Source organism: Methylobacterium sp. J-048 (assembly GCF_022829515.1).
GTDB lineage: Bacteria > Pseudomonadota > Alphaproteobacteria > Rhizobiales > Beijerinckiaceae > Methylobacterium.
This window is the reverse complement of the sequence record NZ_JAKSYL010000256.1, coordinates 1-15,300: the sequence shown is the minus strand read 5'-3', so window position 1 is coordinate 15,300 and position 15,300 is coordinate 1. Positions and strand designations below refer to the sequence as shown.

14 protein-coding genes are annotated in these 15,300 nt (G+C 71.0%); 7 read left to right on the top strand and 7 right to left on the bottom strand.

What is annotated here, in order from left to right:
• Positions 1 to 143 precede the first annotated feature (143 nt).
• From MKL09_RS26005 to MKL09_RS25975, 7 genes are all read right to left on the bottom strand, one after another.
• The gene (locus tag MKL09_RS26005) at positions 144 to 848 is read right to left on the bottom strand and encodes a response regulator transcription factor (protein WP_244024907.1); all 705 of its coding nucleotides are present in this window, start codon (positions 846 to 848) and stop codon (positions 144 to 146) included.
• Complete coding sequence (locus MKL09_RS26000) at positions 845 to 2,479, bottom strand: sensor histidine kinase (RefSeq protein ID WP_244024906.1); 1,635 nt, start codon at positions 2,477 to 2,479, stop codon at positions 845 to 847. The genes MKL09_RS26005 and MKL09_RS26000 overlap by 4 nt, the downstream gene beginning before the upstream one ends.
• A 34-nt stretch (positions 2,480 to 2,513) precedes the next feature.
• Entirely contained in the window at positions 2,514 to 2,720 is a 207-nt protein-coding gene (locus MKL09_RS25995; RefSeq protein WP_058190388.1) for a hypothetical protein, read from the bottom strand.
• A gap of 84 nt (positions 2,721 to 2,804) precedes the next feature.
• Positions 2,805 to 3,599: a formylmethanofuran dehydrogenase subunit C gene (locus MKL09_RS25990; RefSeq protein WP_244024905.1), complete on the bottom strand. Its 795-nt coding sequence runs from the start codon at positions 3,597 to 3,599 to the stop codon at positions 2,805 to 2,807.
• A gap of 3 nt (positions 3,600 to 3,602) precedes the next feature.
• Positions 3,603 to 4,550, bottom strand: a complete 948-nt coding sequence (gene fhcD, locus MKL09_RS25985) for a formylmethanofuran--tetrahydromethanopterin N-formyltransferase (protein WP_244024904.1) — start codon at positions 4,548 to 4,550, stop codon at positions 3,603 to 3,605.
• A gap of 27 nt (positions 4,551 to 4,577) precedes the next feature.
• A complete protein-coding gene (locus MKL09_RS25980) occupies positions 4,578 to 6,209 on the bottom strand; it encodes a formylmethanofuran dehydrogenase subunit A (protein WP_244024903.1) in 1,632 nt (543 codons plus the stop codon).
• Positions 6,203 to 7,282 (bottom strand): formyltransferase, encoded by a 1,080-nt coding sequence (locus MKL09_RS25975; RefSeq protein ID WP_244024902.1) that lies wholly within the window; start codon positions 7,280 to 7,282, stop codon positions 6,203 to 6,205. The genes MKL09_RS25980 and MKL09_RS25975 overlap by 7 nt, the downstream gene beginning before the upstream one ends.
• 306 nt (positions 7,283 to 7,588) lie before the next feature.
• On the opposite strand from MKL09_RS25975, the gene MKL09_RS25970 reads away from it, so the two are divergent.
• The 7 genes from MKL09_RS25970 to fae all read left to right on the top strand — a co-directional run bounded on the left by MKL09_RS25970 (position 7,589) and on the right by fae (position 14,457).
• Positions 7,589 to 8,569, top strand: a complete 981-nt coding sequence (locus MKL09_RS25970; RefSeq protein WP_244024901.1) for a beta-ribofuranosylaminobenzene 5'-phosphate synthase family protein — start codon at positions 7,589 to 7,591, stop codon at positions 8,567 to 8,569.
• Positions 8,570 to 8,660: 91 nt separating this feature from the next.
• Positions 8,661 to 9,554, top strand: coding sequence for an NAD(P)-dependent methylenetetrahydromethanopterin dehydrogenase (locus MKL09_RS25965; protein ID WP_244024900.1), 894 nt, complete (start codon positions 8,661 to 8,663; stop codon positions 9,552 to 9,554).
• A gap of 22 nt (positions 9,555 to 9,576) precedes the next feature.
• Positions 9,577 to 10,725, top strand: coding sequence for an ATP-grasp domain-containing protein (locus MKL09_RS25960; protein WP_244024899.1), 1,149 nt, complete (start codon positions 9,577 to 9,579; stop codon positions 10,723 to 10,725).
• Positions 10,725 to 11,699, top strand: coding sequence for a methenyltetrahydromethanopterin cyclohydrolase (gene mch, locus MKL09_RS25955; RefSeq protein ID WP_244024898.1), 975 nt, complete (start codon positions 10,725 to 10,727; stop codon positions 11,697 to 11,699). Before MKL09_RS25960 ends, mch begins: the two co-directional genes overlap by 1 nt.
• Before the next feature lie 270 nt (positions 11,700 to 11,969).
• Positions 11,970 to 12,878, top strand: a complete 909-nt coding sequence (locus tag MKL09_RS25950; protein WP_244024897.1) for a RimK family alpha-L-glutamate ligase — start codon at positions 11,970 to 11,972, stop codon at positions 12,876 to 12,878.
• Entirely contained in the window at positions 12,875 to 13,708 is an 834-nt protein-coding gene (locus tag MKL09_RS25945) for a triphosphoribosyl-dephospho-CoA synthase (protein WP_244024896.1), read from the top strand. Before MKL09_RS25950 ends, MKL09_RS25945 begins: the two co-directional genes overlap by 4 nt.
• A gap of 239 nt (positions 13,709 to 13,947) precedes the next feature.
• Entirely contained in the window at positions 13,948 to 14,457 is a 510-nt protein-coding gene (gene fae / locus MKL09_RS25940; RefSeq protein ID WP_058190399.1) for a 5,6,7,8-tetrahydromethanopterin hydro-lyase, read from the top strand.
• Positions 14,458 to 15,300: the final 843 nt, after the last annotated feature.

Genomic DNA, 15,300 nt, shown 5'->3' with positions numbered 1-15,300 from the left:
TCCGGCGCGCCCTCGATATCGGCGATTCAGCTGCGGTCTTCAAGCACTAACTTGCCGGATGCTCCCAAATTTTTCGTGAGACTCTACCTAAATGCCCGGTTCCGCGTCGAAAACGTTACCGGATTCGACTTAAGTATAGTGGTTCATTGACGGAAATCGGGACCGCGCAGCTCCAGCATGAAGCCTTTACCCCGGACGGTGACCAATCCAGGGCCGCCATAGCGGACGAAGTCGGCCATCTTGGAGCGCAGATAGCCGATGTAGACATCGACCACGTTGAGCGAGAGGCCGCCCTGGCTGGCCCAGAGCCGGTCGAAGATGTCGGCGCGGGACACCGGCTTGCCGATGTTTTCCATCAGCATGGCCAGCAGGTCGGCCTCGCGGGGGGTGAGGCGCGCGCTGGCTTCGCCGCAGCTCGCCTGGCGGGTATCGAGGTCGAGCAGGAGCCGGCCGGCGCTGATGCGCGAGCGCGGCGCCTCGGCCTGCTCGCGCCGCATCAGGTGGGTGCGCAGGCGGGCCACGAGCTCGTCGAACACGAACGGCTTGATGATGTAGTCGTCGGCGCCGAGCGCCAGCCCCTCGGCCCGGTCGCGGATCTCGTCGCGGGCGGACAGGAACAGGATCGCGCCCGGAAACCCGCCTTCGCGGAGCGACCGGCAGACATCGTGGCCGGACCCGTCGGGCAGGTTGATGTCGAGCAGGACCGCGCCCGGCGCCGGATCGTGCGCGGCCTTCAGAGCCTCGTCGACGCAGGAAGCGGTGCCGACCTCGAACCCCTCGGCCTCGAGGCCGCGGGCCAACAGCCCCCGGATGTCGATATCGTCCTCGACGATCAGGATCCGCGTCATGCGGCCGACTCCCTCACCTGCGCGCCGCCGGCCGTATCCCCGGCCGTGCCCGTTTCCCATGCCGGATCGAGCGCCGGGATGTCCAGGCTGACCCGGGCGCCCCGTCCGTCGGGACCGGCCCCGAGGAGGATGGTGCCGCCGTGCTGCTCGACGATCCAGCGGGCCAGCGCCAGGCCGATGCCGAAGCCGGTCTCGTCCGGGTTCGCGCCCGCGCCGCGCCGGAACCGCTCGAACAGCTCGGCTTCGGAGGCACTGAAACCCGGTCCGTCATCGGTCACGGTGATCCGGGCGAGGGCGCCAGGCTCGGCCGACAGGGCGACCTCGACCCGGGTCAGCCCCTTGGCGTGGCGCAGGGCGTTGTCCACGAGGCTCTCGACGGTCTGGCGGATCCACTCACGGTCGGCCAGACATTCGATGTCCTGGGTGCCGGGCTGGAGGCTCAGGCCGACCCGGCGGCGGGCTGCCTCCGAGGCCATGTTGTCGACGGCCTCGGCCAGGACCGACGCGAGGCCGAGCGAGCGCTTGTCGAACGCGATCTCGCCGGATTCCGAGCGGGCGACGCGCAGCAGATCCTCGACTCGAAGCTTCAGGCGCTGTGCGCGCTTCCGGATCGTCGCGAAGACCGGCGCCGGATCGGCACCCCGGGGCGGCCCGCGCAGAGCAAGGTCGCATTCCCCGAGGATGACGGTGAGCGGGGTGCGCAATTCGTGGCTGACATCGGCGAAGAAGCGCCGCCTTGAGCGGTCGACGGCTTCGAGGCGTTCGTTGGCGGCGCGCAGATCGGCGGTACGGGCCGCCACCGTATCCTCCAGCGCCGCACGATCCGCGGCCACCCGCGATTCGCGGCGGGCGAGGCGCGCGGCCATGCGGTTGACGTTGGTCATGAGCAGGCCGAGCTCGTCGCGGGTCGCTACCGAGAGGCGGGTGTCGAGGGCGCCATGGCCGATGGCGCTGGCCGCCCGCCGGACCTCCTCGATCCGCGCCAGGGTCGGGCGGGTGACGCCGCGATAGAGTACAGCCAGCAGCACCAGGGCGGCCGCCACCGCGGATGCGGCGGCCACGCGCAGGCGCGCCGAGAGGGCCCGGGCCTGTTCGGACCCGAGCGCCATGCTGCGCCGCTCAACCTCGATCAGGAACGACAGCGGCTGGCCGGTCATCGCCCCGAAACCGTTGAGCGCACCCTTGATCGCGTCCTGGCGCTTGTCAGATTCGGTCTGGCGGTTGATCCGCGCCACCTGCCGGTCGAGCACGACCCGGGCGGCGCGCAGCTGAGCCATCGGGCGCGTCCGCGCGGCGTACTGCATGCGGTCGGCCGGGTCGTCGCTCGGCGGGAAGCTCCGGGCCAGCGCCTCGTCGACCGTAGCCAGGGCCCGGTCGGCGTTGTCGCGCGCGATCGCCATGGCTTCGGGCTGACCGTCGGGATTGCCCACGGTCTCGACCGCGGCCAAGCCGAACTGGGTGAGGCGGCCGGACAGCTCGGCGAGCAATTCCAGCCGCCGCTGCGCTTCGAGGGTCCGGTCGACCGTGCGCTCGGCGGCGGCGATCGATGCCAGGGCTGCCAGGGCCGCCAGCATGACCACAAGCGCGGTGCCGCCGAGCAGCAGCGCGAAGCGAAGCTTCAGCGAACGCATCGGTTGCGCCCGGCAAGCTCAGCGCAAATTGCCGTCACAGGTTCTTCGGCAGGCTGCCGCGCGCGGCGCAGCGCCAGCGCTCGACGTGCCAGTCCGGATGGGACGCCTGCCAGGTCGCCAGAGCGCTCTGCGAATGGCGCAGGCAGATGAACGGGTTCGAGCCCTCGTAGGACATCTCGATCCGGTCCTCGCGGCAGGTCGAGGGCTGGGCGACGAGGCAGATCGACAGAAGCAGGAGCATGGGCGTCTCCCCACAGTGCCGACCTCGTGCGGGCCGGCTTGGGCAGAGCATATGCCGCGCGCGGCCGCTCTGCCCAGGGCGGCGTCAGGACGCGACCCAGATCTCGCCCTTGGCGATAGTCGCGAGGTCGCCGGAATAGCGCCGCAGCGGCCGGTCGAGCAGGGCGGCATGCTCGGCGCTGAGGCCCCGCAGCGATTTCGCCAGGAGCTTCAGGAACACCAGATCGTGTGTCCCGGTCTCGACGAAGGTCGGCGACAGCCGTCCGTGTGAACCGACCAGCAGGGTGCCGCGGCGCATGCCGTAGCCCGGATGGTCGCCGACCGAGAGCGCCGCCAGGGTCCCCGCGATCATCCGCGAGCCGGCATAGGCACCCGCCCGGCCGGCCAAAATGAGCCCGCGCCGCATCCGGTCGCCGAGATGCGCGCCGGCCGTTCCGCGGATGATCAGCGTCGCGCCGTCGAGACCGGCCTTGGCCGCGTAGACCGCCCCGCCGGCATGATCGCCGGCATCGCCCTCGATCGTGATGGTGCCGCCGGTGGCGCCGGCGCCGGCATAGGGGCCGGCATGTCCGGTCACGGTCAGGCTGCCGCCGGCCATGCCCGCGCCGAGGCGTTGGCCGACATCGCCTGTGACGCGGATCGCGCCCTCCGACAGGGTAGCGCCGACCCGGTCGAGGCGCTCATGGCTGCCCTCGATAGTCAGGGTGTCGGAGCCGTCCAGCGCAACCGAGAAACAATCGCCGAGACGCACGCCGGTGCGGGTCGTCCCGACCTCCAGGCGTTCGGCTTCCGCCTGCGACAGGCGGCTGAGCGCCAGCGGGTTGATGTTCAGGAAGTCGAGCCGCTCGGGCGGGGCCGCGCGCAGGGTGAGGGTGCTCAAGGCTCAGCCCTCCGTCTTGGAATCGTCGCGCGCAAGCAGGTCGCGCAGATGGTAGTGATGGCGGCCGAGATTGCCGCCGTAATTGCCGGCTGTGACCGCGATCAGCCCGTGCCTGCCGCCGATCTCGGTGGCGGCATGGAGGCCGGCCCGCATCGAGTCGGACACGCCCTGCGAGGTCAGGGCATCGATCACGATCTCCAGCACCACGCCGCATTTGGCCGGGAGCGCGGAGCCGGCCCGCCCCTTCAGGGTCGGGCAATAGGCGTCGTTGGTCGAGGCCATCATGCCCTTGGTCCGGCCGCCGACCTTCGAGCCGGAGCGGACGATGCCACCCGGGAACGGCAGGATCGCGCCAGGCACCGCCTTGGCGGCCTCGACGGCCGCCTCGGCGACGATCAGCGTCTCCGCATGCGTGCGGCCGAGGAACAGCAGGTTGCCGCCGCCGACCGCGCCGTCCACGGCCCGGACCGAATCCTCGCACAGGAACTCGCCGTCCATCACCGGGATGCGCCAGTAGCGCCGGGCCTTGCCGGAAGCGTCGGGCAAGCGCTTGGCGATGGCGAAGCCGTCACCGAAATACCGGATCGCGCCGCCGAGCTTGATCTTGTTCGGTCCATCGACCCCCGCGAAGCAGGCGGTGCCCGGGCAGGTCAGGATGCATTGGCCGACCCGCTTGATCAGCTGCTCCTTGAGGCCGTTCGGCTCGAAGCCGAACAGCAGGATGCGCACCCCCGGCCGGCCGTCCGGCGTTTCCTCGGGCGACAGCACGGCATCGATGCCGGCCTCGGCGCCGCAGCCGATCACCGACGTGGCGAAGCCCGTCATGGTGGTCGCGGCGATCATGGCCCATTTGGCGGTGTCGTTGGTGACGACGATGGCGGTCCCGGCCACGTCGAACGCCTCCGCGAAGGTGTCGACGATCGGGATGCCGTTGAGGCTGAGCTCAGACATGGTTGTTTCCGCCACTCGCCCCGCTGATCACGCCCGGCATGGCACCGCCTCAAAGGTGTCCGCATCCGCGTCGAACGCCGCATCCGGCACCGCGAAGCTGTCGAGCCCCGCGCCGAACCGGTCCGTGAGGTAGGTGTCGGCGCGCTTGGCCATCGCCGGATCCGACTCGACCGAGAGCGACAGCGTCCGGCCGGCCCGCCACTCGACGACCTCGCCATCCTCGACGATCGGCACGCCGTCCTTGAGGACCAGCTTGGCGGCCGTGAACATCGCCGTGCGGTCCGGCGTATCGCGATAGACCGCGACGTCCGCGCAGGCGCCCGGTCGCAGGTGGCCGCGGTCGGCGAGGCCCAGGAGCTTGGCCGGCCCCGATCGGGTCAGCTGGGCGATCTCCGAGAGGGTGTACTCGCGCTCGAGGCTCGGCAGGCTGGAGCGCTCCGCGACGATGCCCGGGAGCGTCGCGATCTCGCGGTCGCGCTCGGTCTTGTCCATCAGCCAATGGATGATGCGCGGATACTGCGTGAACGGACCGCCATTCGGGTGGTCGGTGGTCAGGATCGTGCGCTCCGGGTCGGTGGAGAGCAGCATGATCTCCAGGCCGATCGCCCATTGCAGCGAGCTGGTCGGGCCGCGCGGCCGATACAGGAACGGCACCACGCCACCGCCCTCGGCATCGCCGGCATTCAGCACCCATTTCTTCGGGTTGGCGCCCTTGCGGCCGGCGAACTGGCGCAGGATGTCGAGCGACACCGTCACGGTCTGGCCGAACACCACCTGACCGATGTCGAGGGTCGCGTTCGGGTTGTCGGCGATCGCCTGCGCGATCCGCTCGGCAGCCGAACGGAAGCCGCCGCCCTCGGTCGCGCCGTAGGCGTAGAACTGCGCGTGGGCGAAGTGGATGCGCCGGCCTTCCGCCGCCTCCAGGGTCTCGATGAACGAATCGTCCGCCCCGGGCAGGCCGAGATTGTTGCAATGGACGTGCAGCGGATGGGGCACGCCGATCTCCTCGACGGCGTCGAGCAGCGAGCCCATGATCTGCCGGGTCGAGAGGCCGTAGACCGGGATCTCGTCATCCAGCGACAGGCGCAAAGCGCCGTCCTTGAAGGCCGAGGCGCCGCCGGCGTTGATGCACTTAACGCCAAGACCGCGCGATGTGGCGACGGAGAGCGCCACGAGATCGCGCACGGCGTTGCCGCCCTGGCGCTCGCGCAGAAGCTGCAGCAGCTGGTCGTCGTTGCCCATCACGGTGAGCGCGCCGCGGTCGAGCAACGGGATGTCGGCGAGCTCGAGCTGGGTGGCCAGTGCGTGGGTCGGCGGCATCGCCGGCTCGACCGCGGTGGTGTAGCCCATCCGCGCGTAGGTCGAGCCGATCCAGCCCGCAGCCCCGCCGGCATGGGCGAAGGGGTGCCCCTCGGGCGACGCCTCGCTCACGTAGAGATCGGGCAGGAGCAGGCGCGACGTGATCACGTTGCCGCCCGCGATGTGCGAATGCACCTCGACGCCGCCCGCCATCACGACGCAGCCCGACGCATCGATCACCCGATCGGGCGCGCGGCCCGCAGGCTCGACCACGCGGCCGTCCTCGATCCAGACGTCGCCCACGGCATCGCGGGACGCGGTCGGATCGACGACGCGCCCGCCCCGGATCACGCTCAGCATGCGGGCTCACTCCTCGACGCGGCCCCAGCGGTGACCAGGCGCTCCCGAAGGGTGCCCAGCACCGACGCGGCGGACGGCAGGTCAGTCGGGGCCGAAGCCGGCCAATAGGTCAGCGCGGCGCGCTGCTCGTTCCACAACACGCCGCCCAGGTCGCGACCGGGACGCCCGACCGCGATCACCACGTCGGCGAGAGACGCCTCGGCCTCGGCGACCAGCGCCACGGACGGCACGGAAGCCAGCCAGTCGGGCCGCTCCACCGGCAGCGCGGCGAGCCAGATGACGGCGTCGACCTCGCCGGCAGCGACCTGCCGGGCGACATCGAAGCGCCACGGGTCGTGTTCGGGGACGCGCCGGCCGAACCCGCTGCGCGGCGCCTGCCCGGTCATCCAGGCGGCCACCGGCACGACGGCGCGGTCCTGGTCCGGACCCGATATCGCCAGGGTGAAGCAGCGCGTGGTCTCGTTCAGCTCCATGGCGAAGGCCTGGAGCATCTCCACGCCGAGCTCGCCGAGCTCGGCGGGATCGTACAGCAGGACGCCGTATTGCGCGGCGGTGAGCTGTGCCACGAGCTTGGCCTGCGGTGTGTCACCGGCGAGATGACCTTTTGCGTAGGCGCGCAATTCCGCGACCGCCTCCGCCAAGCCGTCTTCGGCGGGGTAGGACGACGCTGCCTTGGCGCCATCGGCACCGGCGCCGAGCGCCAGGAGCGCCCGATCGGCTCCCGCGGCACGCCCGCGTACCGGCTTCGTCTCAGACAGACGCTTCACGAGCGCCGTGCGCCACGGCGCGGCCCCAACCACGAGGACCGCATCGGCCCGGCCGACCGCCTCGGCCGGCGTCGAGGTGATAGCGCCCACCCGGCTCAGTGCGCCGAGCTCGGCATAGGTGCCAACCGCGCCGGCAGTGTCGATCGAGGCGCCGATGCGCCCTGCCAGATCATAGGCCGCGCGGATCGCGGCGACATCGGCGCTGAGGCCGGCGATCACCGGCGCGCGCGCCTTGGCGAGCAGGGATACGGCCGCCCCGATGGCGGTGTCCGCGTCCGTCGCGCCACCCTTCACCCAGGCTGCCATGCTCCCTCACGCGACATTCTTGTTTGGCTTCGGTGCGGGCGACGGCCGTAAGACCGGACGAAGCGGGTTCACTCCCGAAGGAGAATCCCGCCGGATCGGAATGGCTCGACCGCCGGACGGGTCCGGGCGGGCGGCAACTCGGCGCGCCGTCGCTGGCCTAGGTTTGCATTCATCCGCCCGCCGCGGCAAGGGGGGTCGGAGCACACGCCGATCGATCGGGCGTACGATCCCGTTGCTTCGGCTGCCCGCCGCATGGGAAAAGCGCCCCGGCCGGGCGGGTCGCCGGCGGGTCTCGGGGGCATGGGCGTGGGCGAGGTTCCCGGGCGGAACGAGGCGGGTACGGCGCAGGGCGCCGTCCGGGTCGAGGCGCCGGCGCGGCTCCATTTCGGATTCCTGGACCTGCATGGCGGCCTCGGCCGTCGCTTCGGCAGCATCGGGCTCGCCATCGACGCGCCGTCCCTGGTGCTCACCGCCCGCCGGGCCGAGGATTTTTCGGTGACTGGCGACGAAGCCGACAGGGTCCGCGGCTACGCCCGGGCGGCGGCGAGTCATCTCGGGAGCGCCGAGGCGGCCTCGATCCATGTCGAGCGCACGATCCCGGCCCATGCCGGCTTCGGATCCGGCACCCAACTGGCCCTGGCGGTGGCGGCGGCCGTGGCGCAGCTCAACGGAGTCGCGTTTTCCGCAAAAACCTTCTCGGCCAGCCTCGACCGGGGCAACCGCTCGGGCGTCGGCCTGTGCGCTTTCACGGAGGGCGGCCTGATCGTCGATGGCGGGCGCGGCGACGACGGCGCCCCGCCGCCGGTCACGGCGCGGCTCGCCTATCCCGAGTCCTGGCGGATCGTCCTCATCCTCGACCAGAGCATGGCCGGCGTTCATGGCGCGCGGGAGGTGGAGGCATTTCGCGAACTCCCGCGTTTCCCGGAGGCCCAGGCTGCCGAAATCTGCCGGATCGTGCTGATGCAGGTCCTGCCGGCGGCGGCGCTGGCCGAGCCGCAGGGCTTCGGCGCTGGCATCACCCGGATCCAAGACCTCATCGGCGACCACTTCGCCCCGCATCAGGGCGGCCGCTACGCGAGCGCCGCCGTCGCGCAGGCGCTGGCCCAGGCCGCCGCGCAGGGCGTGCCCGGCTACGGCCAGTCGTCCTGGGGACCGACCGGCTTCGTGCTGATGCCGAGCGAAGCCGAGGCCCAAGCCCTCGTGGCCGGTCTCGACCGCGGCGGGCCGCTCCGCTTCCTGATCGCCCGCGGCCGCAACACAGGGGCATCGATAACCACGGCGGCCTGAACTGGCTGGCCCGGGCTTGACCGCGGCACGCGCAGCGGGTTTGGACGGTCGGCAGGCGCAGGTTGATGCGCGCCCCACGGGATAGAACGTCATGGCCCGCTCGATCCTCCACATGTTGACGCCGCTCCGGCACATGAGCCCGTTCGACGTAAACATGGCCGTCGATGCCGGCTTCGAGACGGTGGTGACCTACACCGAGGTCAGCCTCGCCGACGTGGTCTCGCTCACCCAGGATTCGATTTTTTCGCGGGCGCCGGCCGACGGCACCCGCACGGGCATCTTCATCGGCGGCAAGAACGCCGAGGACGCCCTCGACATGGTCGACCGGGCCAAGAAGGCGTTCGTGCCGCCCTTCGTGAACCATGTCTTCGCAGATCCCGCCGGCTCCTTCACCACCGGCGCCGCCATGGTGGCGCAGGTCTCCCGGGCGCTCCGGCAGAAATTCGGCACCGACCTGACCGGCAAGCGCATCGTGATCTTCGGCGGGGCCGGCGTCGTCGCCTACGTGGCTGCGGTGATCGGCGCGCTCCAGGGCGCGCAGACCGTCCTGGTCGGCCATGACGGCGAGGAGCGGGTCTCGAAGATCGCCTTCACGATGAAATGGCGCTTCGGCATCGAGGTCGGCGCCGTCGACGGCACGACCCCGGAGGATCGCCGCGTCGCGATCCGAGATGCTGACGTGATCCTGTCGGCCGGCCCGGCCGGCATCCCGATCCTCTCGGCGGAAGACCTGAAATCCGCCCCGAAACTTCTGGTCGCCTCCGACGTGAACGCGGTGCCGCCGGCCGGCATCGCCGGGATCGACGTCAACGCCGTCGACGTGCCCCTGCCGGCCGGCAAGGGCGTCGGAATCGGTGCCTTGGCGGTGGGCAACGTGAAGTACCAGACCCAGCGCCGCCTGTTCGACCGGATGCTCGCCTCCGACACGCCGCTCTGCCTCGATTTCCGCGACGCCTACACCCTGGCGGTCGAGATCGCCGGCTGAGCCGGCTCCGGCGCATCCCGGCATGGCCCAGGCGATCCTGATCGCCGCGCAGGCCGGGCGCGCCCTGGCCGAGGCGGCCCGGCGGGCGGGCCTGCGCCCCTACGTCGCCGACCTGTTCGGCGATTCCGACACGCTGGCGCTGAGCGAAGCCTACCGGCCGCTGCCGGGGCGCTTCGGAAAGCCGATCGCGGCCGACGCGACGCTCGCGGCCATCGACGCACTGGCCGATGCCGCCGGTTCGCCGATGGGCATCGTCCTAGGCAGCGGCTTCGAGGACGCCCCCGGTCTTGTCGCCCGGATCGCGAAAAATCATCGGTTGATCGGTGCCGATGCCGACGCCATCGCGGCGCTCAAGGACCCCTTCGCATTCGCCGCGCTCTGCGCCCGGCTCGGCGTTCCGCATCCGGCGATTGCGACGGATGCGCTGGCCGACCCGTCGGGCTGGCTGCTCAAGCGGATCGGCGGCAGCGGCGGCAGCCATATCCGTCCGGCCACACGCGGCCCCGCGCCGGACGGCCACTATTTTCAGATTCGGGTTCCCGGCCGGCCCTACGCCCTGAATGTCCTCGCCGACGGACGCACGATCCAGGTGCTGGCAGTTACGGAGCAATGGTGCATGCCGTCGCCGATCCGGCCCTATCGCTACGGCGGCGCCCTAGCCACTGGCGCCGCGGAGGCTCCGCTTCTCCCCGACGCGCTGATCGCCACGGTCGCGGAGGCCGTCGAAAAAATCATCGCGGCGACGGGCCTGCGCGGGCTCGCCAGCGCCGACTTTCTAGCCGACGGTTCCCGCTGGTGGCTCACCGAGATCAACCCGCGTCCCGGCGCGACGCTGGATATCCTGGATCGGCGGAGCACACCCCTGCTGGCCGCCCATATCGAGGCCAGCCTCGGCGCCAGGCCGGCGCTCGGCGCGCAACCGGCGGATGCGGCCGCCGCGCAGATCTGTTACGCGGAGCGTGAGCATGCGCCCGTCCCGGACTTTTTCTGGCCGGATCATGTGCGCGACCGCCCGCGCCCCGGCACGGTGGTCCGCCGCGACGCGCCCCTCTGCACGGTGCTTGCCCTTGGGGCCGACCGGCAGGCGGCGCTCGACAGTCTGAACACGCGGACGGCGCAGTTGCGCGCTGCCCTGGCCGCAAAGAAAACGCACCCCGAGGAAGCCCTGTGATGAGTGCCAGCCAATCCTATCCCAGCGTCAACGCGCTCACCGCGCCGCTGATCGAGCGGTTCGTGGCCGATGCCGCGACCCTGCGCCTGTCGGTCTCGCAGGCGGCCGGCGGGGCCCGGATGGTCGATGCCGGCGCGCAGGCCCGGGGCTCGATCGAGGCCGGACGGCGCATCGCCGAGATCTGCCTCGGCGGCCTCGGCACCGTGACCATCGCCCCGAGCGGCCCGATCGCCGCCTGGCCGTATTCCGTGATCGTCCACGCGGCCGATCCGGTGCTCGCCTGCCTCGGCAGCCAGTATGCGGGCTGGAGCCTGGCTGACGAGGCCGGCGATTCCGGCTTCTTCGCGCTGGGCTCGGGCCCCGGCCGCGCGGTCGCGGCGGTCGAGGACCTGTATCAGGAGTTGGGCTACCGGGATTCGGCCACGAAGACCGCCCTGGTCCTCGAAGCCGCCGGCGGACCGCCCGAGAGCGTCGTCGCCAAGGTCGCCGAAGCCGCGGGCCTGCGCCCCGAGGACCTGACCTTCATCTTCGCCCCGACGCAAAGCCTCGCCGGCTCGACCCAGGTGGTCGCCCGGGTGCTGGAAGTCGCCCTGCACAAGGCGCACACGGTCGGCTTCGACCTGCACGCCATCGTGGACGGCATCGGCTCGGCGCCGCTCTCGCCGCCGCACCCGGACTTCATCAAGGCGATGGGCCGGACCAACGACGCGATCATCTACGGCGGCCGGGTTCAGCTGTTCGTCGATGCCGACGATGCCGACGCCAGGCAGCTCGCAGAACAGATCCCGTCCACGACATCGAGCGATCACGGCGCGCCGTTCGCCGAGATCTTTTCACGGGTGAACGGTGACTTCTACAAGATCGACGGCGCGCTGTTCTCGCCCGCTGAAGCGATCGTCACCTCGGTGCGCACCGGCGCCACCTATCGCGGCGGCCGCCTGGAGCCGACGCTGGTGGATGCGTCGTTCGCATAGGTAGATCGGGTTCCTCCGGCTTCGCTTGATGAGCGAGTGCAGCGTGAACCTCGTCACGTCGTCGGTCGCATGAGGCGCGGGTCCCCTCTCCCGTGCGGGAGAGGGACAGGGTGAGGGATTCGACCTGTCCGGAAGACCCTGGTCCCTCACCCCAGCCCCCTCCCGCACGGGAGAGGGGGCGCGTCGTGGCAAGCTTTTGCGATCACGCCTCGAAACCGCAATGACCGAAGCCTTCCCCTGAGCGGAAGGGCCGTCGAGAGTCGTCCATCCATGCGCATCGCCCTCGCGGCCGACAACGGCAATTGGCACAAGGCCCGGCTCCTGGCGGCCCTCCGGGCGCAGGGCGTCGAGCCGGTGCTGTTTTCGCTCTCCGACGTGATCGTCGCCACCGGTGGCGGCGAGCCCCTGCGGGTCCCGGGTTTTGCCGGCGCGCTGCCCGGCGGGGTCCTGCTGCGGACCATCGCGGGCGGCACCTTCGAGGCGACCACCATGCGGCTCGGCGTGCTGCACGCCCTGGTCTCGGCCGGCGTCACCGTCTGGAACGCGCCGACCACCATCGAGCGCTCGGTGGACAAGGCGGCGACCTCGCTCCTCATCGCCCGGGCCGGCCTGCCGACCCCGGAGACCTGGGTGGTCTCGAAGCGCGAGGCCGCCGCCGAGATCGTAATGCGCGAGGGCCGCCCCGGCGCACCGCTGGTCTTGAAGCCGCTGTTCGGCTCACAAGGGGAGGGGCTCGCGCTGATCGAGCGCCCCGAGGACCTGCCCGACGAGGAGGCGGTGGCCCGGGTCTATTACCTCCAGCGCTACGTGCCACGTCGGGACGGCCTGTGGCGCGACTATCGCGTGTTCGTTTGCGACGGCCGGGCGATCGCCGGCATGATCCGCGAGGGCGACGGCTGGATCACCAACGTCCATCGCGGCGGCCGGCCGCTGCCCTGGGCGATGCCGCCCGCCGCCGCCGAGATGGCGGAGGCCGCCGCCGCCGCGGTCGGGGTCGATTATTCCGGCGTCGACCTGGTCGAGGACGGGGAGGGCGGCTTCTCGATTCTCGAGGTCAATTCCATGCCGGCTTGGTCGGGCCTCCAGACCGTGTGCGAAACCGACATCGCCGCCGCCGTGGTGCGCGGTTTCCTGACTGCCGTCCGCGGCGCCAGCGTTCCGCGGCTCGTGGTGGCATGATCGGACTCGACCCAGCGCTGATCGGCACGCTCTACCGGGCCGCCTGCCTGGCCGAACTCGACGCGCTGAAGCCCGGCAACGTCCATGCCTACGCCGCCGGCCACCGCATGGTGGTGGCGGATTTTATCACCAGCGCCGATGTTTCGGCGCCGGAGCTGGCCCGGGCCGGGGCGGGCGTCGGCGAGCGGGTCCGGGCCGGGATCGGCGCGACCCTCGCGGCGGTCGCCCAGAACACCAATCTCGGGATTCTTCTGCTCTGCGCTCCCCTCGCGGTCGCTGCCGAGCGCGGCCTATCGGTTGGTGCAGTGCTGGATCATCTCGACGCGGCGGATTCGGCCGCGGTGTTCGCGGCGATCCGGCTCGCCAATCCGGGCGGCCTCGGCCGGGCTGCGAAGCACGACGTCGCGGCGGAGGCCCCCGCCTCCCTGCGCGCCGCCATGGCGGAAGCGGCCGACCGGGATCGCATCGCCCGCGCCTACGGCACCGGCTTCTCGGACATCGCCGCGATCGGGCTGCCGGCGCTCGCCGAGGCCCGCGCCCAGGGTCTTGATCCGTCCTGGTGCACGACGGCGATCCATCTCGCCTATCTCCGCTCCGTCCCGGACAGCCACATCGCCCGCAAGGGCGGCGCGGAGGTAGCCGAAGGCGTACGCCGGGAAACGGAGGCCGTGCTCTCCGGACTCGACCTCGCCGTCCGGCCGGCGGAGCCGCTCCTCGCCCTCGACGCGTCGCTCAAGGCCCGCGGCCTCAACCCCGGCACGAGCGCGGATTTCACGGTGGCCACATTGTTCTGGGATGCGCTCGCATCGGCCGGGGCCGCCCTGGCGTGAAACCTCGAAAAGTTCCCGCGTTTCGCGGCCCGGTGCCAAAGAAATTCCTCATCATCAGGGTGTTGCGCGGGTTGTGAGCCGCTGGGCCGCACTGTAGGGTCCGGCGCGCTGTCCGGCCCAACCGGCTCGGCCTATCCGGCACGGCCGGAAGGCTGGGCGCCGATAACAAGGATGGCTTCCCGGCCGCTGGCCTCGTCCGGCGCCGCGGCCCTATTTCGGAATCCAGGGAGAGACACCGAATGGCGAAGATCACCAAGGTTCAGGTTGGCGAAGCCCTCGTCGGCGACGGCAACGAAGTCGCTCACATCGACCTGATCATCGGACCGCGCGGCTCGCCCGCCGAGACGGCTTTCTGCAACGGCCTCGTGAACAACAAGCACGGCTTCACCAGCCTGCTCGCGGTCATCGCGCCGAACCTGCCCTGCAAGCCGAACACCCTGATGTTCAACAAGGTCACCATCAACGACGCCCGTCAGGCCGTCCAGATGTTCGGCCCGGCCCAGCACGGCGTCGCCAAGGCCGTCCAGGACGCCGTCGCCGAAGGCATCATCCCGGCCGATGAGGCCGACGACCTGTTCATCCTGGTCGGCGTGTTCATCCACTGGGAAGCGGCCGACGACGCAAAGATCCAGAAGTACAACTACGAGGCCACCAAGCTCTCGATCCAGCGCGCTGTGAACGGCGAGCCGAAGGCTTCGGTCGTCACCGAGCAGCGTAACTCGGCCCAGCATCCGTTCGCCGCCAATTAGATTGGGGACGGTCCTGGGCAGAGTGAGCCTCCGCCCGCACCGCGGGGCCTGCTCCAGCGACTGGCCTCGATCTTTTTAGGTCGATAAGAACAACCACCGACGGGACGGCGAAAGCCGTCCCGTTTTTTTGTTTTATGGCGGCTTGTTCGGAGTTCGGCATCCGGATTGCTGAACCTGAACCCATCCTCATGCTTCGAGATATCCTTATCGCCATGGGCCCGACGATGCGGGCTCGGCCTCCGGATATGCGTCATCGTCCCCACCCGCCTCAAGGCGCCGGGGGCATGGCCCAAGAAGACCCAGCACGAGGGACGCGGGACGCCGCGGGGACCCAGGTGTCGGCCAAATACGCGCGGGATCCGGTCCCCGCGGCGGCCCGCGGCATCGACCGGGCATGGTCCCCGGCCGGTGCCGTCTTTCTCGTCGCGATGTCTTGCCGGCGCACCGATCCCGCGACTCCGCGTTAGCGGTCCAGGCGGGACGGCCCGGCCGCAAAGGCAGGCCAAGCACGCCCCCGGAACCCGCATCGCCACCGTGGCCTTCCACCCGACCTCCGCCTCGTAGTGGGCGGGTCCGCAGGTTGCTCAGGGTCACGCCCAGAGACGGGTCGCCGCGGGGGCATTTCCGCACCCCCCCGCGCAAACTGCCCCCCGATCTCACGCCCGTCACCGCGACACCCCCCGCATCGGCACGCCGCCCGGGGCGATGGCGGCCGAGAGCCACCGACGCGGGCACCGCCCCACCCTCCGAGCCCGCCGGTCAGCCACCGGACGGAGCCCCGAGTGGATCCGCGCAACCCCCCCCGCCGCCCCGGACGCCGGGGCCACGGCAATTACGCCCAAA